Source organism: Pseudomonas sp. H1_G08 (genome assembly GCF_054681355.1).
In genome coordinates, this window is the sequence record NZ_CP162822.1 from 3,258,792 (window position 1) to 3,281,845 (window position 23,054).

Annotated in this window: 13 protein-coding genes, 2 tRNA genes and 1 riboswitch; of the genes, 2 read left to right on the top strand and 13 right to left on the bottom strand. The window is 60.8% G+C overall.

Features of this window, described 5'->3' with window-relative positions:
• Positions 1-48: 48 nt before the first annotated feature.
• The 6 genes from AB4N85_RS14800 to ltaE all read right to left on the bottom strand — a co-directional run bounded on the left by AB4N85_RS14800 (position 49) and on the right by ltaE (position 5,859).
• Positions 49-125 (bottom strand) — tRNA-Arg (locus tag AB4N85_RS14800).
• Between the two features lie 107 nt (positions 126-232).
• A tRNA-Ser gene (locus AB4N85_RS14805) sits at positions 233-323 on the bottom strand.
• Positions 324-385: 62 nt separating this feature from the next.
• Positions 386-574 (bottom strand): carbon storage regulator CsrA, encoded by a 189-nt coding sequence (gene csrA, locus AB4N85_RS14810; RefSeq protein WP_002554426.1) that lies wholly within the window; start codon positions 572-574, stop codon positions 386-388.
• A gap of 186 nt (positions 575-760) precedes the next feature.
• Positions 761-2,002, bottom strand: coding sequence for an aspartate kinase (locus tag AB4N85_RS14815; RefSeq protein ID WP_016773595.1), 1,242 nt, complete (start codon positions 2,000-2,002; stop codon positions 761-763).
• A 90-nt stretch (positions 2,003-2,092) separates the two neighbouring features.
• Positions 2,093-4,708 carry an alanine--tRNA ligase gene (gene alaS, locus AB4N85_RS14820; protein WP_252868119.1) on the bottom strand — a complete coding sequence of 872 codons (2,616 nt, stop codon included), beginning with the start codon at positions 4,706-4,708 and terminating at the stop codon, positions 2,093-2,095.
• 146 nt (positions 4,709-4,854) lie between these two features.
• Positions 4,855-5,859: a low-specificity L-threonine aldolase gene (ltaE, locus tag AB4N85_RS14825; protein WP_252868120.1), complete on the bottom strand. Its 1,005-nt coding sequence runs from the start codon at positions 5,857-5,859 to the stop codon at positions 4,855-4,857.
• A 275-nt stretch (positions 5,860-6,134) separates the two neighbouring features.
• Positions 6,135-6,306, top strand: a riboswitch (FMN riboswitch).
• Between the two features lie 103 nt (positions 6,307-6,409).
• Here ltaE and AB4N85_RS14830 point away from each other — a divergent pair.
• Positions 6,410-6,919, top strand: coding sequence for a 6,7-dimethyl-8-ribityllumazine synthase (locus AB4N85_RS14830; protein WP_024014011.1), 510 nt, complete (start codon positions 6,410-6,412; stop codon positions 6,917-6,919).
• Between the two features lie 152 nt (positions 6,920-7,071).
• On the opposite strand, the gene astE is transcribed toward AB4N85_RS14830, so the two are convergent.
• The 7 genes from astE to AB4N85_RS14865 all read right to left on the bottom strand — a co-directional run bounded on the left by astE (position 7,072) and on the right by AB4N85_RS14865 (position 14,979).
• Positions 7,072-8,079 carry a succinylglutamate desuccinylase gene (gene astE, locus AB4N85_RS14835; RefSeq protein WP_258707087.1) on the bottom strand — a complete coding sequence of 336 codons (1,008 nt, stop codon included), beginning with the start codon at positions 8,077-8,079 and terminating at the stop codon, positions 7,072-7,074.
• Between the two features lie 12 nt (positions 8,080-8,091).
• Complete coding sequence (locus AB4N85_RS14840) at positions 8,092-8,382, bottom strand: hypothetical protein (protein WP_016773591.1); 291 nt, start codon at positions 8,380-8,382, stop codon at positions 8,092-8,094.
• A gap of 57 nt (positions 8,383-8,439) precedes the next feature.
• Positions 8,440-9,786, bottom strand: coding sequence for an N-succinylarginine dihydrolase (gene astB / locus AB4N85_RS14845; protein WP_353188283.1), 1,347 nt, complete (start codon positions 9,784-9,786; stop codon positions 8,440-8,442).
• Positions 9,787-9,949: 163 nt separating this feature from the next.
• A complete protein-coding gene (gene astD, locus AB4N85_RS14850) occupies positions 9,950-11,419 on the bottom strand; it encodes a succinylglutamate-semialdehyde dehydrogenase (RefSeq protein ID WP_252880166.1) in 1,470 nt (489 codons plus the stop codon).
• Positions 11,416-12,441 (bottom strand): arginine N-succinyltransferase, encoded by a 1,026-nt coding sequence (gene astA, locus AB4N85_RS14855; protein WP_024014014.1) that lies wholly within the window; start codon positions 12,439-12,441, stop codon positions 11,416-11,418. The genes astD and astA overlap by 4 nt, the downstream gene beginning before the upstream one ends.
• A gap of 51 nt (positions 12,442-12,492) precedes the next feature.
• Complete coding sequence (gene aruF / locus AB4N85_RS14860; protein WP_024014015.1) at positions 12,493-13,512, bottom strand: arginine/ornithine succinyltransferase subunit alpha; 1,020 nt, start codon at positions 13,510-13,512, stop codon at positions 12,493-12,495.
• 246 nt (positions 13,513-13,758) lie between these two features.
• The gene (locus AB4N85_RS14865; protein WP_016773586.1) at positions 13,759-14,979 is read right to left on the bottom strand and encodes an aspartate aminotransferase family protein; all 1,221 of its coding nucleotides are present in this window, start codon (positions 14,977-14,979) and stop codon (positions 13,759-13,761) included.
• Between the two features lie 304 nt (positions 14,980-15,283).
• Between AB4N85_RS14865 and AB4N85_RS14870 the strand changes: the two genes are divergently transcribed.
• Positions 15,284-23,047, top strand: a complete 7,764-nt coding sequence (locus AB4N85_RS14870) for a dermonecrotic toxin domain-containing protein (protein WP_460064863.1) — start codon at positions 15,284-15,286, stop codon at positions 23,045-23,047.
• The last annotated feature ends 7 nt before the right edge of the window (positions 23,048-23,054 follow it).

Consider the following 23,054-nt stretch of genomic DNA (forward strand, 5'->3'; position numbering starts at 1 on the left):
CAACTGGCTGAAACCGAGTTACTCACCTTACAGCAAATAACTCTTAAATGGTGCACTCGACAGGATTCGAACCTGTGACCGCTCGGTTCGTAGCCGAGTACTCTATCCAGCTGAGCTACGAGTGCATTTGTTGCCGCGCATTATAGGCCGTCTAATCTCTATGTCAAACACTTTTTCTAGTAATTTCAACAACTTACAGAAGAAGCCAGATTACGACGTACTAAGCAAATAATGGCGGAGAACGGGGGATTCGAACCCCCGACACCCTTTTGAGGTGTACTCCCTTAGCAGGGGAGCGCCTTCGGCCACTCGGCCAGCTCTCCGCAACACGGGGCGTATATTAACCAGCTTCTTCCCCGTTTGCAAACATAAAAATCGATAAAAATTAATGGCTTGGTTCTTCGTCCTTCTCTTTCTTTATACGCAGGTAAATTTCCTCACGGTGCACCGCAACCTCTTTCGGAGCGTTGACGCCGATACGCACCTGGTTTCCTTTGACGCCGAGCACGGTCACGGTGATTTCGCCGTCACCGATAATCAGGCTTTCCGCGCACCGACGAGTCAGAATCAGCATACCTTTCTCCTTACGCCATTCATTTCAGGGACAACAGTCTGCAAAAAAAAGGCACCCGACCTACAACCGCAGCGATCGTAGCCCTACATGCCTGAGTATTGACCAGCGCGAGCAAAAGAACAGTTCAGGGCCCGCGCCATTCAAAAATAAAGGGCGCGGTCAGACCGCGCCCTTCACAGAAGCGGATTACTCGCCCTGACGGGCCGGCGCATCCAGTTCGAAAGCCGTGTGCAGCGCGCGCACGGCCAGTTCCAGGTACTTCTCTTCGATCACTACGGAAACCTTGATTTCCGAAGTCGAGATCATCTGGATGTTGATGCTTTCTTTTGCCAGGGATTCGAACATGCGGCTGGCCACGCCTGCGTGAGAACGCATGCCGACGCCGACGATCGAGACCTTGGCGATCTTGGTGTCGCCAACCACTTCACGGGCACCGATTTCGCGAGCGGTGTTTTCCAGCACGGTCTGTGCAGCCTGGTAGTCGTTGCGGTGCACGGTGAAGGTGAAGTCGGTGGTGTTATCGTGCGCGACGTTCTGCACGATCATGTCGACTTCGATGTTCGCGGCACTGATCGGGCCGAGAATCTTGAACGCCACGCCCGGGGTGTCTGGCACGCCACGGATGGTCAGCTTGGCTTCATCGCGGTTGAAAGCGATGCCGGAAATGATCGGCTGTTCCATGGTTTCCTCTTCATCAATAGTAATGAGGGTGCCCGGACCCTCCTTGAAGCTGTGCAGTACGCGCAGCGGAACGTTGTACTTGCCGGCGAATTCCACCGCACGGATCTGCAGGACCTTGGAACCGAGGCTGGCCATTTCCAGCATCTCTTCGAAGGTGATCTTGTCCAGACGCTGAGCGACCGGCACCACACGCGGGTCGGTGGTGTAGACACCGTCGACGTCGGTGTAGATCTGGCATTCATCCGCTTTCAAGGCCGCAGCCAGTGCCACGCCGGTGGTATCGGAACCGCCGCGACCGAGGGTGGTGATGTTGCCGTGCTCGTCGACACCCTGGAAACCGGCGACAACCACCACGCGACCAGCCTTCAGATCACCGCGAATCTTCTGGTCATCAATCTGCAAGATACGCGCTTTATTGTGCGCACTGTCGGTCAGGATCCGCACCTGATTACCGGTGTACGACACCGCCGGCACACCGCGCTTGATCAGCGCCATGGCCAACAGGGCAATCGTCACCTGCTCACCGGTGGAGACGATCACGTCCAGCTCGCGCGGAACCGGTTGCGCCTCGCCACTGATTTGCTTGGCCAGATCGATCAGACGGTTGGTTTCGCCGCTCATTGCAGACAGCACAACCACCAGGTCATCGCCGGCATCGCGGAATTTCTTAACCTTGTCGGCGACCTGCTCGATTCTCTCGACAGTGCCGACCGAGGTGCCTCCAAATTTCTGTACGATCAAAGCCATTTCAAAGCCGCCTCTGCCCATGAAGGGCGCCCAATAATCTTTCGAACAGTCGCCAGGCCCGCCACTAGACTGCGGGCCTGGCGAGCCGTCTTATAAAGCCTGCTCGACGAATGGAACGGTCAGCGCCAGTGCGCCATCCAGCGCAGCGGCATCGACACCACCGCCCTGCGCCATGTCCGGACGACCACCGCCCTTCCCGCCCACTGCCGCAGCAGCCTGTTTCATCAAATCACCGGCTTTGAGTTGGCCAGTCAGGTCCTTGGTTACGCCTGCAACCAGTACGACCTTTTCCTCATGGACACCGCCGAGCAGGATCACTGCGCGGCCGAGTTTGTTTTTCAGCTGATCGACCAGCGCCAGCAGCGCCTTGCCATCCTGACCGTCCAGACGGGCAGCCAGCACCTTCACATCCTTGACGTCCACCGCCGAGGCCGACAGATCGTCGCCCGCCGCGCTGGCTGCCTTGGCCTGCAACTGCTCGAGTTGTTTCTCCAGCAGACGGTTGCGCTCCAGTACCGCCGAGAGCTTGTCGATCAGGTTGTCGCGGCTGCCCTTGACCAGGCTGGCCGCTTCCTTGAGTTGTTCTTCCGCCGCGTTCAAGTAGGCCAGCGCCGCAGCACCGGTGACTGCCTCGATACGACGCACGCCCGATGCCACACCGCCTTCGCTGATGATTTTCAGCAGGCCGATGTCGCCGGTACGGTTGGCGTGGATACCGCCGCACAGTTCGACCGAGAAGTCGCCCATGCTCAGCACGCGCACGCTGTCGCCGTACTTCTCGCCGAACAGCGCCATGGCGCCTTTGTTCTTCGCGGTTTCGATGTCGGTTTCTTCGGTTTCAACGGCGGAGTTCTTGCGAATCTCGGCGTTGACGATGTCTTCCAACTGCTTGATCTGCTCTGGCTTGATCGCTTCGAAGTGGCTGAAGTCGAAACGCAGACGCTGACTGTCGACCAACGAACCTTTCTGCTGCACATGCTCGCCCAGCACCTGACGCAGCGCGGCGTGGAGCAAGTGCGTAGCCGAGTGGTTCAGCGCGGTGGCGTGACGTACTTCGGCGTCGACGTGAGTTTCCACCGGTGCGCCGATGGTCAGACTGCCCGAGGCCAGCACACCGTGGTGCAGGAATGCGCCGCCGGTCTTGGTGGTATCGCGCACGTCGAAGCGGCTGCTGCCGGCCTGAATGAAACCGCAGTCGCCGATCTGGCCACCGGATTCGGCGTAGAACGGCGTCTGGTTGAGCACGATCACGCCTTCCTGACCTTCGCTCAGCACGTCGACCGACTGGCCATCCTTATAGATGGCAACGATTTTCGCCGAGCCGCGGGTGGCGGCATAGCCGGTGAACTCAGTGGCCACGTCGACCTTGACCAGGGTGTTGTAGTCCAGACCGAACGAGCTGGCCGAACGCGCGCGAACACGCTGCGCTTCCATCTCACGCTCGAAACCGGCTTCGTCGACGGTCAGGCCGCGTTCGCGGGCGATGTCGGCGGTCAGGTCCATCGGGAAGCCGTAGGTGTCGTAGAGTTTGAACACCACGTCGCCCGGCACCACGGTGCCTTTGAGTTCGGCCAGATCCTGCTCGAGGATTTTCAGGCCGTGCTCCAGGGTCTTGGAGAACTGCTCTTCTTCAGCCTTGAGGACGCGCTCGATGTTGCTTTGCTGCTTCTTCAGTTCCGGAAAGGCTTCGCCCATTTCGGCGACCAGCGCCGCGACGATCTTGTAGAAGAAGCTGCCGCTGGCGCCAAGCTTGTTGCCGTGACGGCAGGCGCGACGGATGATCCGGCGCAGCACGTAACCGCGACCTTCGTTGGACGGCAGCACGCCGTCGGCGATCAGGAAACCGCAGGAACGGATGTGGTCGGAAACGACTTTGAGCGACGACTGATCGCCGTTTTCGCAGCCGATCGCTTCAGCCGAAGCCTTGAGCAGATTCTTGAACAGGTCGATGTCGTAGTTGGAGTTGACGTGCTGCATCACCGCACTGATCCGCTCCAGGCCCATGCCGGTGTCCACCGACGGCGCTGGCAACGGATGCAACACGCCATCGGCGGTGCGGTTGAACTGCATGAACACGTTGTTCCAGATCTCGATGTAGCGGTCGCCATCTTCTTCCGGCGAGCCCGGCGGGCCGCCCCAGATGTGCTCGCCGTGATCGTAGAAAATCTCGGTGCACGGGCCGCACGGGCCGGTATCGCCCATGGTCCAGAAGTTGTCGGAAGCGTACGGCGCGCCCTTGTTGTCGCCGATGCGGATCATGCGCTCGGCTGGCACACCGATTTTCTGTGTCCAGATGTCATACGCTTCGTCGTCGGTGGCGTAGACAGTGACCCAGAGCTTTTCCTTCGGCAGCTTGAGCACGCCGGTGAGGAAGGTCCAGGCGAAGGTGATCGCGTCGTGCTTGAAGTAGTCGCCGAAGCTGAAGTTGCCGAGCATTTCGAAGAACGTGTGGTGACGCGCGGTATAACCGACGTTTTCCAGGTCACTGTTCTTGCCGCCGGCGCGCACGCATTTCTGGCTGCTGGTGGCACGGGTGTACGCACGTTTTTCCTGGCCCAGGAAGCAGTCCTTGAACTGGTTCATCCCCGCGTTGGTGAACAGCAGGGTTGGGTCGTTGCCCGGAATCAAAGAGCTGGAGGCTACACGGGTGTGGCCTTGCTCTTCGAAGAAGCGAAGGAAGGCTTCACGGATTTCTGCGCTTTTCATTAGGTTCTTCCACGGAGGCTGCGGCCAAAGGCCTGTTCGAAACGTCATGAGACGAAGCGACGGCAAAGGGCCGCATTATATCGGCCCTGCGCGCGGGGTACAGCGTGTTTATACGATAGAAACGGTCAATTGGACGGCTGACGCTGTCACTTGCGTGAAAACTCGACGAATGTCGCGATCACTTGCTCGATTTGCGCGCGGCTGACGTCCATGTGCGTGACCATGCGCAAGCGCGCAGCGGCGCTGAGCCTGATCCCGCGTTCGCCGGCAAAGTCCTTGAGTGCTGCGGCCTTGTCGCCCATTTGCACATAAACCATGTTGGTTTGCACGGGCTCGACGACGAAACCGGCTTCACGCAGCCCCTCGGCGAGCAACTGCGCGTTGGCATGGTCATCCGCCAGCCGTTCGACGTGATGATCCAGTGCGTACAAGCCAGCCGCCGCGAGCAACCCGGCCTGACGCATGCCGCCACCGACCATTTTGCGCAAACGCCGCGCTTTGCCGATCAGTTGCTCGGAACCGCACAGCACCGAACCGACCGGTGCGCCGAGGCCTTTGGACAGGCACACCGACACCGAATCGAAATGCTGGGTGATCTCCCGGGCATCGACGCCAAGCTTGACCGCCGCGTTGTACAGCCGCGCGCCGTCCAGGTGCAATTGCAGGCCGTGTTCCTGAGTAAAGCGTCGCGCGCGCGCCAGATACTCCAGCGGCAGCACTTTGCCCTGCATGGTGTTTTCCAGCGCCAGCAAACGGCTGCGGGCGAAATGGAAATCGTCCGGTTTGATCGCGGCGGCGACCTGATCCAGATCCAGTGAACCGTCGGCCTGCACCTCCAGCGGCTGCGGCTGAATCGAGCCGAGCACCGCCGCCCCGCCACCTTCGTACTTGTAGGTGTGCGCCTGCTGACCGACGATGTATTCGTCGCCACGCTCGCAGTGCGCCATCAGGCCGAGCAGGTTGCTCATGGTCCCGGTCGGCACGAATAGCGCGGCGGCAAAGCCCAGACGCTTGGCCAGTTCGGCCTCGAGGCGATTGACCGTCGGATCTTCGCCGTACACATCGTCGCCGGTGTCCGCTGCGGTCATCGCGTCGAGCATGGCGGGAGTCGGTTGGGTGACGGTGTCGCTGCGAAGATCGATAACGCTCATGAACCTGGCCTCTGGTCAGATGGGAAATCCCTTTGTGAAGTGGGATTACTGCGGTCATCGCACAGATTAATCAACCCTAGAACGAGGAAAAATCCCATTCTTCCTCGAGAAGACAAAGCCCATGTGGCAGCGAGCCTGCTCGCGAAAGCGGAGTAACAGTCAGCATCTTCGTTGAATGTGAAGCCGCTTTCGCGAGCGGGCTCGCTCCCGCAGTGTCATGTGCATGGCCGGGAAATATGTGTTACAAACTTGCCGCCGCCCGCCTATGGGCGGCGAAACGTTCTCAGGGCGGGGTGCAATTCCCCACCGGCGGTAATTGCGCGCAATGCGCATAGCCCGCGAGCGCTTGGCGCTGCACACGACTTGAGTCGGGTGCGTCGGCAAGGTCAGCAGACCCGGTGTGATTCCGGGGCCGACGGTCATAGTCCGGATGAAGAGAGAACGGGATCGACGCCAAAGGGCCGTCCGCGTGCATCCGTGCCTGCGTTCGCACCCTTGCATCCCTTTCGATTCATAACGCCCTGTTTTTCACACAAACAGGAGTCAGAACATGCAACCCACCGCTATCGACAGCAAAAGCAAACACCCCCAGGGCGAGCGCGTCGCGTTCATCCAGGCCTGCTGGCACAAGGAAATCGTCGACCAGAGCCGTAAAGGCTTCGTCGCTGAAATGCTGGTGCAGGGTTATCAGGAAGCGGACATCGACTTTTTTGAAGTCGGCGGCGCCTTTGAAATGCCGCTGCACGCAAAGCTGCTGGCCAAATCTGGCCGTTACGCCGGCATCGTCGCCGCCGCCCTGGTGGTGGACGGCGGCATTTACCGTCACGAGTTCGTCGCGCAATCGGTGGTCAGCGGCCTGATGCAGGTGCAGCTGGAAACCGAAGTGCCGGTGTTCTCGGTATCGCTCACCCCGCACCACTTCCATTCGGGCGAAGAGCATCAGAAGTTCTTCTTCGAGCACTTTGTGCACAAGGGTCAGGAAGCGGCGCGGACTTGCGCGGATACGTTGCAGAAGATTCGCGCGTTGCGTCGCACGGAGCCGCGTGCGGTAGCCGTGTAACGTCGAGTGAGTTTTTGACCTCACTCAAATCAAATGTGGGAGCGAGCCTGCTCGCGAAGAGGGACTGCCAGCCGACGACAAGTTGACTGGTAGACCGCTTTCGCGAGCAGGCTCGCTCCCACATTGGTTTTGTGCCGATTCAGATGTCGCTATCAGGCGAGGTTTTCGTCGGTGGTCGGGACGATCAGAATGCCGGCGCGCAGGCCGTTCTTGACCTTGGGGTTGGGGAAGATGATTCGTGCGCCCTGCTCTTCGATCACCCAGCGGGTATTGGCCAGATCCTCGGCCAGCACATAACCCGGCTCCAGCTCGGAAAAGTTTTCGATGTCCGCCGGCAGGTTCAGGCGGAACGCATCGCTGTGCTTGATGATTTCCCGCGCCACGCTGAACAGCTGCAAACCGTCCAGCCCTTCTTCTGTCTCCGGCTCAGTGCCTTCGATGATCTGCTTCAGACGGGTTTCCAGCAGTGAGACGTTGACGCCATCGTTCTGCCCGAACGGCCGCGCCTTGCCCAGTTCCAGGGTGAAAGCCTCGGCGTCGAGTTTGTCGTAGGTGTACGAACTGAAGACGATCGACGGTTTGTTCTGCAGCAGCACCGCCTCCATGCCGGCCGAGCGCAGGCGCGCCAGTTCGCGACGGGAATGCTGGCGCCCTTCCTTCCACGGGTACAAGGCGAACTGTTCGATCTTCGACCCACGAATCGCCGTGTGCAGGTCGTAGTGCAGACGCTCGCGCTCGGGTTTGCTGAAGAAACTCGCCGCCAGCCGTTCCAGCTCACAGGCGCGCAACGCTTCCGAGCCGCTGCTTTGTTCGTGGCGACCGTTGAACAGTCGATTGACGTCCTGCTCGACGAAACGCTCACCCTTGCGGATGGCTTCCGGGTTGCCAAACAGGAACAGAATGCGTGCGCGCGGCTTCAGATCGCCGCGTGCGATGTCGTGCAGCAGCCGATCGAGCAACTCGATCGGTGCCGTTTCGTTGCCATGGATGCCTGCCGACAGCAGCAGGTCCAGGCCATTGTCGCGCGCTTCCGGGGGCCGCACTTCCAGCGCCCCTTCGCTCAACCAGCGCATGCGCACGCCTTCGACAGTCAGTTGAGTCTTCTCCGCCGGTTCGCGGCCGGCGAGGGTCAGTTCAAGCAGTTTGCCGAGGGCGAGCATAGAGCGGTTTCCTTAGTGGTCGTGGTTGCAATCCGGGCCGTGTACGTGATCCTCGTCAGCGCCGAGGTCAGCCGGTTCCATTTCCAGTTGCAGACTTACCAGATTAGTCGCCAATGGGCGCAGCAGCAGGTTGGCGTACTCTTCGTCACCTTCCTCGACGTCCACGCCGATCAGCAGCTGGCCACGGCCGTCCTGCTGGATCCACAGCTCTTTGCCTTGCCACATGACCGCAACGCGGGTGCACGAGGTTTGCAATTGCGTGCCGTCGGTGTCTTCAAGGATCAGCTGCAGGGAATCGCTCATGTTTTTACTCTCTTGGGGTGACACGCCGCGCGCCGCGTTCAGGCAGCGCGCTGGCGATCAATTGATCTGGAAGGGATAAACCGCGCCCAGTTTAAGGATTTGCGTCAGTTCATCCAGTGCCGTCCGGCATTCAAGCAGCAACTGCGGGTCCGCCAGATCGGTTTCGCTCAGGCGGTCGCGGTAGTGCTTTTCAACCCATGCGGTCAACGAACCGTACAACGGAGCCGTCATGATAACGCCTGGGTTGACCGCCGCCAGTTCGGTTTCATTCAGCGCCACGCGCAGACGCAGGCACGCTGGGCCACCGCCGTTCTGCATGCTCTGCTTGAGATCGAAGACTTTAACTTCGCGGATCATTCCGCCGGAGCTGGTCAGGCTTTGCAGATAAGCCCAGACGCGTTCGTTGGCCTGGCATTCCTGCGGCACGATCAGCAGCATCGAGCCATCGGCACGCGAGAGCAACTGGCTGTTGAACAGGTAGGAACGCACCGCGTCATCCACGGTGACTGCCGAACGCGGCACGCAAACGGACTGGAAGTTACCGCCGACCTTGGCCAGTTTGGCTTGCAGTTCGGCGAGCATCTTGTCGGTCTCAAGGAACGCGTCCTCGTGATAGAACAGCACTTCACCGTTGCCCACGGCGATCACGTCGTTGTGGAACACACCCTGATCGATGACGTTGGGGTTCTGCTGCGCGTAGACCACGCCTTCGTCACGCAGACCGTGCAGACGCGCCACGGCTTGCGAGGCTTCGAGGGTCTGGCGTGCTGGGTATTTCTGCGGCGCCGGGAAGCGGTTGTCGAACGCACTGCGGCCGAACACGAAGAACTCGACGCCCGCCTCGCCGTACTCACGGCAGAAACGCGTGTGGTTGGCCGCGCCTTCGTCGCCAAACTGCGCCACTGCCGGCAAAGCGGCGTGATGGGCGAAGTGCTGTTGATTGGCGAACATCGCGCCGAGCACGCGGCTGGTGGTCGGGTGTTCGATGCTGCGGTGATATTTGCAATTGAGGTTGGCGGCGGTGAAGTGCACGCGGCCGTCAGCGGTGTCGGCACTCGGGCTGACCGTGGCTGCGTTGGCCACCCACATGCTCGACGCCGAGCAACTGGCGACCAGCAGCGGCATCGCTTCTTTGGCGGCGCGCTCGATCACCTGCGCGTCAGTGCCACTGAAGCCCAGACGACGCAGCGCGGCCACGTCGGGACGCTCCTGCGGAGCCAGCACGCCTTGCTGAAAGCCCATGTCCATCAGCGCTTTCATCTTCGCCAGACCTTGCAGCGCCGCTTCCTTCGGATTCGAGGATTGCTGACTGTTGCTCTGCGAGGCGACGTTGCCGTAGGACAGACCACCGTAGTTATGGGTCGGCCCCACTAGACCGTCAAAATTGACTTCATAGGATTTCATCAGCGAGGCTCCACGAGAATCTGTTGTTATAGGCTTCAGTAACTATTCTTTGCGACCGCAGTGCGGCCTTCGCGAGCAGGCTCGCTCCCACAGGATTTAGGTTGGACACAAAATGTGTGAACACCACTGAACCTGTGGGAGCGAGCCTGCTCGCGAATGGGCGCTACGCCATTTTCACGCCAGGCGTCAGAGCCGATGGCAACACCAGGCTCGGGGTTTCCAGCGACGCCACCGGGTACGCGCAGTAGTCCGCTGCGTAATAGGCGCTGGCACGGTGGTTGCCCGAGGCGCCGACACCGCCGAATGGCGCGCTGCTCGCGGCACCAGTCAGTTGTTTGTTCCAGTTGACGATGCCGGCGCGGCTTTCCAGCCAGAACTGCTGGTAACGCGCTTCGGAATCGGAGAGCAAACCGGCGGCCAGTCCATAAGCGGTGTTGTTGGCTTCAGTGATCGCCGCGCCGAAATCGGCATAGCGGATCACTTGCAGCAGCGGCCCGAACAGTTCTTCGTCCGGACGCTCAGCCACGGCCGTCACATCGACAATGCCCGGGGTCAGCAAAGCCGACTGCGCCTGTGGCTGAGTCATTTCCAGCAGCGCCACCGCGCCGTTGGCCAGCAATTGCTCTTGCGCATCCATCAGCGCTTTCGCCGCGCCGAGGGAAATCACCGAGCCCATGAACGGCGCCGGTTGCTGATCGAAGGCACCGACTTCAATGGTCGAACTGACTTCAACCAGACGCTTGAGCAGGCTGTCGCCCCACGCGCCTTGCGGCACCAGCAGACGCCGGGCGCAAGTGCAGCGCTGGCCGGCGGAAATGAATGCCGACTGAATGATGGTGTACACCGCCGCGTCCAGATCAGCGACCTGATCGACCACCAGCGGGTTGTTGCCGCCCATCTCCAAGGCGAGGATCTTGTCCGGACGCCCGGCGAATTGCTGGTGCAGGTGATTGCCGGTGCGGCTCGAACCGGTGAAGAACAGACCGTCGATGCCCGGATTCGCCGCCAGCGCGATACCGGTTTCCCGCGCGCCCTGCAGCAGGTTCAACACGCCTGCCGGCAGGCCGGCTTCGATCCAGCACTTGACCGTCAACTCGGCGACTTTCGGCGTCAGTTCGCTGGGCTTGAACAGCACGCTGTTACCGGCCAGCAGCGCCGGGACGATATGACCGTTAGGCAGGTGACCGGGGAAGTTGTAAGGACCAAACACCGCAACCACGCCGTGCGGCTTGTGGCGCAACACGGCGGTGGCGTCGCCCAATGGGCCGCTCTTCTCGCCGGTGCGCTCGCGGTAGCTCTGCACCGAAATCGCGATCTTGTTGACCATGCTGGTGACTTCGGTCGCAGCTTCCCACAGCGGTTTGCCGGTTTCTTCGCCGATTGTGCGAGCCAGTTCGTCAGCGTGGTTTTTCAACGCAGCGGCGAAAGCTTCGAGGACGCTGATGCGCTCTTCGAGCGTACGGCGCGCCCAGCCGGGAAAGGCCTGACGAGCGGCCTGCACCGCCGATTCGACCTGCGCGACAGTGGCGCCCTCGCCCGCCCACAGCACTTGCTGGGTCACCGGGTTCAAAGATTGAAAGGCCTCGCCCTGACCGGCCAGCCACTCACCTGCGATGTATAGCGAATTCATTATTTCGACTCCCGTGCAGCGGACAACGCCACGGCGCGAACCTGATCGCCGGCGCTGAGTTGAAGACGTTTCGCGGTTTGCGGATCGACCACCAGGGTGCCCGCAGCCAGTCGCGCTGGTGCAGCCGTGATGCGGCAATCCTCGCGCTTGCGGTTGTGGATGATGAACGGCGTGGCGTCATCGCCCGGCGTGCCGACGGCCAGCACCAGTGCTTCGCTGTCACGCACCGCGCGGATCTTGCTGGTTTCGCATTCGATGGCCGGGCCGGCGTCGAAGATGTCGACGTAACCCTGGTAGCTGAAGCCTTCGCTCTTGAGCATGGCCAGCGCCGGCTCGGTGTCCGGGTGCACTTGGCCGATGACGTTGCGCGCGTCCGGCGAAAGGAAGCAGGTGTACAGCGGAAATTTCGGCATCAGTTCGGCGATGAACGCCTTGTTGCCGACGCCGGTCAGGTAATCGGCCTGGCTGAATTCCATCTTGAAGAAGTGCCGACCGAGGCTTTCCCAGAACGGCGAGCGCCCGGCGTCATCGGACACGCCACGCATTTCGGCGATGATCTTGTTACCGAACAGCTCCGGGAACTCAGCGATGAACAGCATGCGCGCCTTGGACAGCATCCGGCCGTTGAGGCCGTTGCGGTAATCAGCGTGCAGGAACAGCGAGCACAGCTCGGAATTGCCGGTCAGGTCGTTGGCCAGAAACAGCGTCGGGATTTCGCGGTAGATGTTCAGCTCTTGCGAAGCGCTGACCGTCAGACCGACGCGGAAGTTGTACCAGGGCTCACGCAGGCCGACCGCGCCGGCGATGGCGGAAATCCCCACCACGCGGCCGTCATCGTCTTCGAGCACGAACAGATAGTCCGCATCGCCACGCCCGGCTTCGCCGCGAAAGGTCTTCTCGGCCCAGCCGACCCGATGGGTCAAGCGCTCTTCGTTGGCCGGCAATGTGGTCAGGCCGGTGCCGGTGCTGCGGGCCAGGTCGATCAGCGCGGATAAATCGCTGCTGCGTACGGGACGAACAATCATGCTATCTCCTCAAACGGGCCGCTCGCGCCACCCGTGAAACTCGCTAAGGCGTTAAACCGCCACCAGGCGCACGCTGGCACCTTCACCGACGCCCAGGGCTTCGGCCGCTTCCATATCCAGCGTCACCGGTTTGCCCGGCGCGTAATCCAGCTCGAGCAACACCGCGCGGTAATCCTGCAACTGCGCATTGGCCACCAGGTACTGACGTCCGGCACCTTTGACCGGCTCGCCGATCTTCACCGGCACCACGCGACTCTGGGCGATCGAACGGATCCCGGAAACCCGTGCATGCAGGGTCGGGCCGCCGTCGAAGATGTCGATGTAGTGATCGGTTTCGAAGCCTTCGCGCATCAGGATGTCGAAGGTGATCTGCGCACGCGGGTGCACCTGGCCCATCGCCTCTTGGGCGGAGTCCGGCAGCAGCGGCACGTAGATCGGGTAATGCGGCATCAGCTCGGCGAGGAAGGTGCGGCTTTTCAGCCCGCACAGGCGCTCGGCCTCGGCGTAGTTGAGGTCGAAGAAGTTACGCCCGATCGCATCCCAGAACGGCGAGTCGCCATTCTCGTCGCTGTAACCGACGATCTCGGTCACCACCGAATCGGCAAAACGCTCTGGATGGCTGGCGACGAACAGCAGACGGCCACGGGAATTGAGCTCGGCCCACGGCGATCCGACCAGCTCGCGCTGCACATAGAAACTGGTCAGCAAGCTGTTGCCGGTCAGGTCGTGGCACTGCGAGAGCACGTGGATCTTGTTGTGGATCTTCAGCTCGCGGGAGGCGTGGACGAAGGTCTCGTTACGGAAGCTGTAGAACGGCTCCGAATAACCGGCGGAAGCGACGATGGCCGAGCAGCCGACCAGTTTGCCGGTGCTCGAGTCTTCGAGGACAAAGAAGTAACTCTCTTCACCGTTGAAGCTCACTTCGGCGGCGAACGAAGCTTCGCTCGCGGCGATCTTGTCGCTCAGACGTTCCACGTCATCCGGCAAGGAAGTGACACCAATCGGGCTGTCCGCAGCCAGACGCTGTACCTCGCCCAGATCAGCCATTTGCGCGGGGCGCATCACCAGCATGGTGTCACTCCTTTCTCTTCAATATTCACAGAAAAAACCGGGCCCACATAAAGATCGATGCAGGAATGGGACTTGTGGCGAGGGGATTTATCCCCGCTGGGGGGCGAAGCACCCCCAAAAATCTGGGGCCGCTGCGCAGCCCATCGGGGATAAATCCCCTCACCACAGGTTCAATCCAACAGGTGGATGTGCCCGGTATCAAAAATTGGTTCGGCGCCGGAAAAACTCCAGGCGCCGAAAGGTCCATCAGGCTTGCGTCAACTTCGCCGCAGCACGTTCGAAGCGGTCGAGACCGGCATCGATATCGGCATCTTCCACCACCAGGCTCGGGGCGAAACGGATTACGTCCGGGCCTGCCTGGAGAATCATCAGGCCTTCCTGTTCGGCGGCGTTGAAGATGTCCTTGGCCTTGCCTTTCCACGCTTCGCTCAGCACGCAACCGATCAGCAGACCGAGACCACGTACCTGAGTGAACAGGCCGTATTTCTCGCCGATCTGTTGCAGGCGGGTCTTGAACTTGTCGTGCTTGGCGTTCACGCCGTTCAGCACCTCAGGGGTGTTGACCACGTCGATCACCGCTTCGGCGACGGCGCAGGCCAGCGGATTGCCGCCGTAGGTGGTGCCGTGGGTGCCGACGACCAGATGTTTGGCCAGCGCTTCAGTGGTCATCATTGCCGCGATCGGGAAACCACCGCCCAGGCTCTTGGCGCTGGTGAGGATGTCCGGGGTCACGCCGTAATGCTGGTAGGCAAACAGCTTGCCGCTGCGGCCCATGCCGGTCTGCACTTCGTCGAACACCAGCAGCGCGTTGTTCGCGTCGCACAGTTCGCGGGCACCTTGCAGGTAAGCCAGCTCGGCCGGCAGTACGCCGCCCTCGCCCTGGATCGGTTCCAGCACGACCGCGCAGGTCTTCTCGGACACCGCGGCTTTCAGCGCGGCCAGATCGTTGTAGGGAACGTGGGTGATACCGGTGATTTTCGGGCCGAAACCGTCGGAGTACTTCGACTGGCCACCGACGTTGACGGTGAACAGGGTACGGCCGTGGAAGCTGTTCAGCGCGGCGATGATTTCGTATTTCTCGGTGCCGAAACGGTCGAATGCGACGCGACGGGCCAGCTTGAACGCGGCCTCGTTGGCTTCGGCGCCGGAGTTGCAGAAGAACACGCGCTCGGCAAACGTGGCGTCGATCAGCTTGTGCGCCAGACGCAGGGCCGGTTCGTTGGTGAACACGTTGGACACGTGCCACAGCTTGTTCGCCTGTTCGGTCAACGCGCCGACCAGCGCCGGATGCGCGTGGCCCAAAACGTTGACGGCAATCCCGCCGGCGAAGTCGATCAGCTCACGGCCGGCCTGATCCCAGACCCGGGAACCGGCGCCACGCACCGGAATGAAAGCGGCAGGCGCGTAGTTGGGAACCATTACCTGGTCGAAATCGGCGCGTTGTACCGCAGCGTGCTCAACGGACATCGGAGTCTCCTGAAGAGGAACACCCGCCTGGAACTGGCGAGCGATGAGGGGATTGTAAGGACAGTTGGGTGCCCGGCCTTGTCGCCAAGCGACAACTTCTTATAGCGCAAACCCCGGATTTTCCCGGGTTTACGGCAATGCGACATATAGCGTCGCAAAGGCGCAGTTTACCGGGCGCGGCCGATTTGCGGCAGGCCGCGCAGGATACCAAGTCAGCCCCCACGGCAGAGACATAAATATCTACCGCACGGTGGTCGCTTGCCGCTGATTTGCTGAGGGTTCTTCCCAACGCCAAGGAATGGCCATGCATTTGTCTGAAGCACCCCCATCGGCAACCCCGGATGCCGCACATGACGCGCAACATGCGGACGAGCATTACCAAACACTGAAAAACGCGATTCCGGCCTGGCTGGGCGACACCTCAGCCACGCGGCGCGAAGCGCTGAAGAACAGCGTCCCGCAACAGCCGGCCGCGCTCAAGGTCGCGCCAGCCGAACAGCACGCGTTGATGAAAAGCCTTGGGGCGGCGCATATCACCGCGCAGAGCCGGGTCGACAAGAGCCTTGAGCACTTGCAGGACGCTGCGGCCTTCGCCGAGCCCCTGCTCAAGGCCGAGCTGAAAAGCTGCTTCGATCTGGAACTGGATGTCAGAAACACCTACGTGCGCCTGTACATTCCTGCCACCACCCCATGGTTTCCGATCCGCACCGGCGCCCGCGCCTGGTCCGTGTCACTGCTTGAGGCGGCGCTGCATAACTTCGAAGAAAGGGAAACCGAAGACGACGCCTTCGAAGCCGAGTCGACATTCACTAGCGCACCTTCGGCTACAGGACAGTTTGAAACCCTGCCCGACATCAAGGCGAAACTGAGCATTCCCGCATTCACAAAACTGTGCCGTCGACTGGATATCGGCGCGAAATACAAAGCCAGTCTGGAAGACAATCTGGGCTACTCCGATCCGATGGTCGCGTCGGTCTTGCGCGGCAAGATCGACGCCAGCCAGAAGGCCGCGATGAAATCGGCCCTGCAATGGGCGCGGATGAACCGCGACGTGTCGGAAAACGCGGTACGCCTGATCGAAGCCATGCTCGACGGTGTGAAAGGCCTGCATGTGTACGGCGCCCCGCTGCTGTGTCATGACATGACGATGCTTTGCGCACCGCTCACCGGCATCGTGGTATTCGCCCCGGACCTGTACATGACACGCAATGCAGCGCGCGTCGTCGCCTACGTCCCGGATGACCCCGAACATCCGTTCAAGGAGTACGCCTCGCCATTGGAAATGGTCGTGGAACTGACGCGCCAGTTGCGCTCCAGGGACTATCAGCAGTTCTTCAGCCGCTTCGTCAATCACGACCAGCGCGGCTTCTTCTTCAGCACCCTCAACAGCCGGCTGAGTGAAATCCGCTGGCACCCGCACGAACCCGGCGACCCTCGGCCGGCGTGGCGCGAAGCCGCAGTGGAGCGGCCCGATCTGCAGACTGCGCTGACGCCGTTTTACGACGATGTGTGGCAACACCTGTACCAGGCAAAACTGAACAAGATTTTCAATGACGCCCGAACCATTGCCGTACCGACTGCCCTGGTTGATCAAAGGGCGCGCTGGGCGTTCTGGGATTCGCTGGTCAACATCCTCTCTTCCATCGCCCAGACCGCCGCAATGATCGTCGCGCCGTTCGTGCCGGTGCTCGGTGAAGCGATGATGGCGTACATGGCCTATCAGATGCTCGATGAAGTATTCGAAGGCATTGTCGAGTGGGCGCAGGGGCGCACGACCGAGGCGGTCGAACACCTGATGGGAACCGTGGAATCGATGATCCAGTTGGGCATGTTCGCCGTCGGCGGTGCGATTGGCGCGGCCGAGTTCCGCAAGATATTGCCCAAGGAAATCGTGGCGTTCATCGACCGCTTCAAACCGGTACAACTGGCCAATGGTGACACCCGCTACTGGCAACCGGATCTCGAACGCTACAAACATCCGCAGCGCCCGAGTGCCGATTCGCAACCCGATGCCCTGGGTTTGCATGCGCATGAGGACAAGCTTCTGCTGCCCTTGGAGGACGCGCACTTTGCGGTCACGGAAAGTCAGGTGCCGGGGCAGTACCGCATCGAACATCCGAGTCGCCCCGACGCATACCAACCGGTGCTGCGCCACAATGGCGAAGGTGCCTGGCACACTGAACTCGAGCAACCGCTGGAATGGGATGGCGCAACCGCGCTGCGCCGTATCGGCCCTGCGGTCGAGAGCTTGTCCGCGAGCGAGCGCGAAACCGTGCTGCAGATCAGCGGAACCAGCGAAGACGCGTTGCGCAAAATGCATGTCGAGCAGGAAAGCGTTCCGCCTCTGCTGGCCGACAGCATCCAGCGCTTCAAGATTGATCAGCAGTTGCAACGCTTCATCGACCAGCTCGACAGCGCTGACGCTGAAGTTTTCTTGCGCGCCGACCCGGTAATGCAGCTGCAGGTGCTCAGCGAATACGGCCGCTGGCCAGGCGACAAATGTCTGCGCCTGCTTGATCGCCAAGGCGAGCAACTGTGGCAATCGTCTGCCGACACAAGCCTGCCGGTAATCGAACTACGCCACGACACGCTGGCCGGTGGCGACGTGCTCAAAAACCTGCTCCAAGCCCTCGACGAGATGCAGATCAAAACCTTGCTGGACGAGCCCTTCGCGGGACCGACGCCGTCCATCGAGGTCCGCAGCCACAACCTGCGCAAACAAGTGGCCGACCTCGCCAGACGCAACACCAGCGCGCTGTTCGAGTCGCGCTATCAAGCCCTCCAGCACCTCGACGACCCGCTGGCCGCTCGACTCAAGATTCACCCTCCGCAATTGCCGGCCAGCATTACCCGCGAACTGCTCGATACCGCGACCGGCAGCGAACTGTTGCAGATCAGCGAAGGACGATTGCCCCCGCGCCAGCAGGCACTCATGCAGATGGCCAGTGACGAGGTGCGCGTTACCCGCGCGTATGAAGGCCTTGAGCTGGCCTCGGTGAGCAATCACGACTCTGATTCTCTGGCGCTGCACAGCCTCAAATTGTTGCCGGGCTGGAGCGGCGATGTACGTATCGAAATCCGCGACGGGCGCTACGAGGGCCGGTTACTGGACACGATCGGCCGTGACGATGCGCCCGAATACAAGGTGCTGGTTCGCCGCGACGATGGCCAATACCAACCTTATGACGATCGTGGGCAGCAGCTGCATTCGTTCGCTGATTTCTATTCCAGCCTGTTGTACGCATTGCCCGACAGCGAGCGCCAGAGCCTGGACATGCGGATCGGCCAGGGTCAGGCGCTGAAGGCGGCCATTCGTGAACGCACGCTCGAGCGCAACGAGTGGCGTCAGGTGATTGCCGATACGCCGTCCCGAGCGCCGGCTGTCGACACCCTGCGCCTGCTCGGTACCGACGGTTACGCCCATGCTCCGCGTCCGCCACGCCCCGCTTACCAGCCGCACACCCTCGAAGAAGACATCCGGGTGCTCTATCCACGCATGTCGAACCATGAAGTGCGCTTCCTCGCCGAAAGCATGCGAAGCAGTCCCGCAGGCCCGCGCGCCGAAATGCTTCGTTTGCAAAATGACTACCTGCAATTGCAGAACGAACTGCATGTCTGGGCCAACAATCCGCCCGCCGTGCACCCGGAAACCGGCACGGCGCTCACCTCGCTGGAGAAGCGCGCCGAAATCCAGAATCGCAGGCTGCTACGGGAGCAATTGCTCAAAGCCTGGAGACGGGAGCACGTCACGGGTATCAATCACCGGGGCTTTGCCGCCGGATACGCCTTGCGCCTTACACCTGCGGTGATGGGCGACTTGCCCGTGTTGTCAGCAGACTTCAGCCATATCACCTCGCTCGCCATTGATGGCAGCCCGATGACCACATCTGTCGACAGCTTTCTGCAGTCCTTCAGCCAGTTGCAGAATATCGATGCGCGCAACCTCAATCTGTCGAGCCTGCCGCAAGCACTGACTTCGATGCGCTCGCTGCGCGAATTGCGCTTACGCAATTGTCGGATCAGTCTGACGACGGTCACAGAGTCAGTGCTCGCGGCCATGCCGCAGCTCACCCTGCTCGATCTGCAAGGCAATGCGCTGGGCCTGCCTCCGGACCTGCATACACTGCCTTCATTGCGCTACGTGAACCTTTCGGATACCGGCATTCACACGGTGCCCGACGATCTGCTGGATCATCCGCGCCTGATTTCGGCGCAATTCGATCGCAACCGCATCACGCGGATACCGGACAGTTTTTTCAACCTGGCAAGCTCCCTCAGCGATGGTTATACCTTCGCCGATAACCCGTTGACGGCGGCTTCTCGCGAGCGGGTAAAAGTGTTCTACGAGCACACCGGAAGGCACTTCGGCGTCCGGCCCGTTCAGGAGGATCTGCAACGCACCATCGCCTTGTTTCCATCCCTCGACACGGAAGGCGCAACACAGGTGTTGTACCGATTGCCAGGGCCATTGGCGGAGTGCGGCGCACAGTTGTCCCGCTGGGAAAATGAACTCGGCGTGCTGAATCTCGAACTCAGTCAATGGATCAACCAGGCCACCGTGACCGCCTCTGAGTTGGGGGAACGTCTTCCCCTCGAGGCACAGGCCCGCGAACTGGAGGCCCGGCGATCCTTTGCGCAACAGATCGAGCAATTCTGGCGCAGCCCGCCCCTGTACCCGCGCCTTGAAGAACTCAGGGCAACGGCGACGTTCAGTGGGGATATGCCGATACTCAGCGCCGGTCTCGAGCGCGCGACGCAGCTGAACCTCACCGGCACCGCCAATAGCACCGCTGCCCTGCGCTTCGTGGAGTGCTTCCCCAACCTTGCCAAGCTGAAAATGAACGGTTTCGAACTGGGACCGCTAGCGCTGGGCGAAGCAAAACTGCCTCAACTGAGCGATCTGGAGCTGAAAAATTGTGGCGTGGTCATGACCCCGGAAAATCAGGCTGCGCTGCTGTCACTTGGCAGCCTCGACTCGCTGGACCTGAGCGACAATCCGTTGGGTACGTTCCCCGACCTGAATTTGTTGCCCGAATTGATCTATCTCGATCTGTCCAACTGCGGGCTGACCGTCGTGCCTGAAGGACTGGCCAGCCATCCGGGGTTGCGAACCGCAGTGCTCGCAGGCAACCGCATCACGCAACTGCCCGAGGCGCTGTTCGACCTCCCCGCCGAGCGCAGTGACGGCATTGACCTTGCCGACAACCCGCTATCGGCCGCCACCCGCGACCAGATCAAAAACTACTACCGCCTCCATCGCAACGACTTCGACGTACTGGCGGCCGAGCCGGACGTGAGCCTCGCCCGGCAGTTGTTTCCCGGTTTGAACAAGCAAGAGGCCAGCGAGATGATTTACGACTTGCCCGGCGACCTGGCCGACGGTCGCCAACAGCTGCTTCGCTGGCAAGCAGAACAGCAACAGATGCGCGATGACCTGACCCGCTGGGCCTTGGCAACGCCGTCTGCGCACCCGGTTACCGGTCAGGCCTTGAGCGCAAGCGAGCGTTTGGCGCAACGATCCGCACGCTCGGACTTCAAGCAATTGATAAAGGATTTCTGGGGCGAAAGATCGATGGGTACCGGCAGGCGCACGACTTCTTTCGCGGCAGACCTCAAGTTCCTCGGCGAAATGCCGCGCCTGACGGTCAACTTCGATCACGTTACCAGCCTCAAGCTGGCGGGCAACGTGACGATCGCGGGACTGGAGCCGTTCGCTGCCTTGTTCCCGAATCTTCAGATGCTGGAACTGAAAGCTTTCACACTCTATGACATCCCTTCATTCGTCAGCCGTCTGCACTATCTCAAAGAGCTCAAACTCAATGACTGCGCGCTGACGCTTACCCCTGCCGGGCAGCAGGTACTTGGCGCGCTGCCCGAGTTGCGGTTGCTCGATCTGAGCCATAACCCACTGACAAACGCGCCAGACCTGACAATCCTGCCCAAGGTGACGAACTTCTCGCTCGGCCATAGCGAACTGACGAGCGTGCCGAAGGGCATCGCCGAGCATCCGCTACTGCGAGAGCTCCATCTCAATAACAACCAGATAACCGTGCTGCCCGACGCTGTCTTCAGTTTGCATCCCGAGCGGGCCGACAGCGTCTATCTGAACGACAATCCTCTGTCCATGAATGCCCGCGAGCGCGTCAAGCGCTACTACGCCGCACAAGGGCGCAACTTCCGGATCAAGCCGGCATCGGCTGACATTGCCATGGCGCAGAGACTGTTCCCGCGACTGGGCGAAAACGCTGCGATCAACATGATTTATCGCCTGCCCGGGACATTACAGACCGGTACGGCACAACTGGTCAGATGGGAGGCGGAAATTGCCCGCATGATCAGTGATCTCAACACATGGAGCGCGCGCTTGCCGGTCAACAACCCTTCGACAGAGCTGCCCTGGACTGCGCCGGAAAGATTTGCAGAACTCGCCGCCAGACAAAGATTCAGCAGCGACCTTGAGAAACTCTGGCGCGGCCGGCAAAACGAAAACTCAGCCCTGCGGTTCAATACTTTCGAAGCCGATGCGACATTCACCGGCGAATTGCCGGAACTGACCGCTGACTTCAGCCACATCACGCATCTCAACCTTCAGGGCAATCCGGGGCTGAACATTCCCGATGGTTTTTTCCGAAGCTTCAGCGGGCTGCGCGGACTGGAACTGCAGGATTTCGCCTTGGGCCGGATACCCCAATCGCTGCCAAGCCTGCCGTTGCTTGAGAGGTTGATGCTGAGCAAGTGCCAGATCACTCTGGATCCTGCCGGACAAGCGATCCTGTCCACGATGACCCGATTGAAATCTCTGGACTTGTATAGCAACCCTCTGCAGGTGACGCCCGATCTATCGACCCTGCAGAACCTGACGTTCATCGACCTGATCAACACCGGCATCGATAGTGTTCCCGCCGGGCTGGAACAGCTGCCGCACCTGGAAGTCGCGTTGCTGAGCGACAACAACATCAGCGAATTGCCGGCGCAACTGACGCAGTATTCCGATCGCGGCATTGAACTGGGCGGCAACCCGTTGTCGGTTGCTTCCAGAGAACGGATCAAGGCCGCATTCCAGGCCAAGGCTGACAACTTCGGTGTCTGGGTCCAACAGCAAGACATCGATCTGGCGCAAAGCCTTTATCCATCGCTGTTCGGCTTCGATGCCAACGATCTGGTCTACAAGCTTGCGGGCACGCTGGCCGATGGACGTGTTGAGCTGATGCGCCGCAAAACCGAGCTCACCTCCGTGCTCGAACGCTTGGATAGCTGGGCCAACGAGTTTCCCGACGATTCTGGCACGCAGATGCCGCTCGCGAACGACGCGGCAGCCAGAGAAAGACTCAACCGCCAGCACTTCAGGCAAAACCTCGAAGACGACCTGCGCCGTGCGCCCTCGTTCCTGACAGGGCCAAGGGTCAGCTGCGAGTTGTCGTTTACCGGTGAGCTACCGCCGCTGACTGCGCGTTTCGACCACATCGAACAATTGAAACTGACCACCACAGCGTCCGCTGCGCCTCGGATCGATCGTCTGCTGGAGCTGTTCCCGAAGCTCAAAGGCATCGACATCCGCAATTATCCGCTGGGCGAGATTCCCGTCCCGATTTTCGCCATGGAAAGGCTGCGCAGCCTGTATCTGCCGGGCTGTGAAATCACGCTGACTGCGCAGACCGCGCAAGCATTCGCAACGCTGAGAAACCTGAGTTCGTTGGACCTGAGCGACAATCCGCTCAACATCGCTCCGGATCTGAGTCATTTCCCGCAGATGACCGATGTGCGTCTGGGCAACTGTGCCTTGAGCAAGGTGCCTGACGGCCTGTTCGGACTGCCTCGATTGATGTACGCCGACTTGTCCGGAAACGCGATCACCGAGTTGCCGGGCGAGTTTCCTTTACAGCCCGGCGACGTGCTGACCGAATACGACTTCAGCGACAACCCGCTGACTGCCGAAAGTTTGCAGCGCCTGCAGCGGTATGAGGCGGCGTATCAATTGCGCCTGCTGGAGCAACAGTCGAGCAACGACACCGCGTATCAGACGATTGAGGATTTCCATGACTTCTCCGGCGGCATGGAAACCGATTGAGGGTCGA

What these genes read in the sequence shown, in the direction of transcription:
- csrA (WP_002554426.1), bottom strand. Translation starts at nt 574, where the DNA reads ATGCTGATTCTGACTCGTCGGTGCGCGGAAAGCCTGATTATCGGTGAC.
- astB (WP_353188283.1), bottom strand. Translation starts at nt 9,786, where the DNA reads ATGAAATCCTATGAAGTCAATTTTGACGGTCTAGTGGGGCCGACCCAT.
- AB4N85_RS14840 (WP_016773591.1), bottom strand. Translation starts at nt 8,382, where the DNA reads ATGAGCGATTCCCTGCAGCTGATCCTTGAAGACACCGACGGCACGCAA.
- astE (WP_258707087.1), bottom strand. Translation starts at nt 8,079, where the DNA reads ATGCTCGCCCTCGGCAAACTGCTTGAACTGACCCTCGCCGGCCGCGAA.
- AB4N85_RS14870 (WP_460064863.1), top strand. Translation starts at nt 15,284, where the DNA reads ATGCATTTGTCTGAAGCACCCCCATCGGCAACCCCGGATGCCGCACAT.
- ltaE (WP_252868120.1), bottom strand. Translation starts at nt 5,859, where the DNA reads ATGAGCGTTATCGATCTTCGCAGCGACACCGTCACCCAACCGACTCCC.
- AB4N85_RS14815 (WP_016773595.1), bottom strand. Translation starts at nt 2,002, where the DNA reads ATGGCTTTGATCGTACAGAAATTTGGAGGCACCTCGGTCGGCACTGTC.
- AB4N85_RS14830 (WP_024014011.1), top strand. Translation starts at nt 6,410, where the DNA reads ATGCAACCCACCGCTATCGACAGCAAAAGCAAACACCCCCAGGGCGAG.
- alaS (WP_252868119.1), bottom strand. Translation starts at nt 4,708, where the DNA reads ATGAAAAGCGCAGAAATCCGTGAAGCCTTCCTTCGCTTCTTCGAAGAG.
- aruF (WP_024014015.1), bottom strand. Translation starts at nt 13,512, where the DNA reads ATGCTGGTGATGCGCCCCGCGCAAATGGCTGATCTGGGCGAGGTACAG.
- AB4N85_RS14865 (WP_016773586.1), bottom strand. Translation starts at nt 14,979, where the DNA reads ATGTCCGTTGAGCACGCTGCGGTACAACGCGCCGATTTCGACCAGGTA.
- astA (WP_024014014.1), bottom strand. Translation starts at nt 12,441, where the DNA reads ATGATTGTTCGTCCCGTACGCAGCAGCGATTTATCCGCGCTGATCGAC.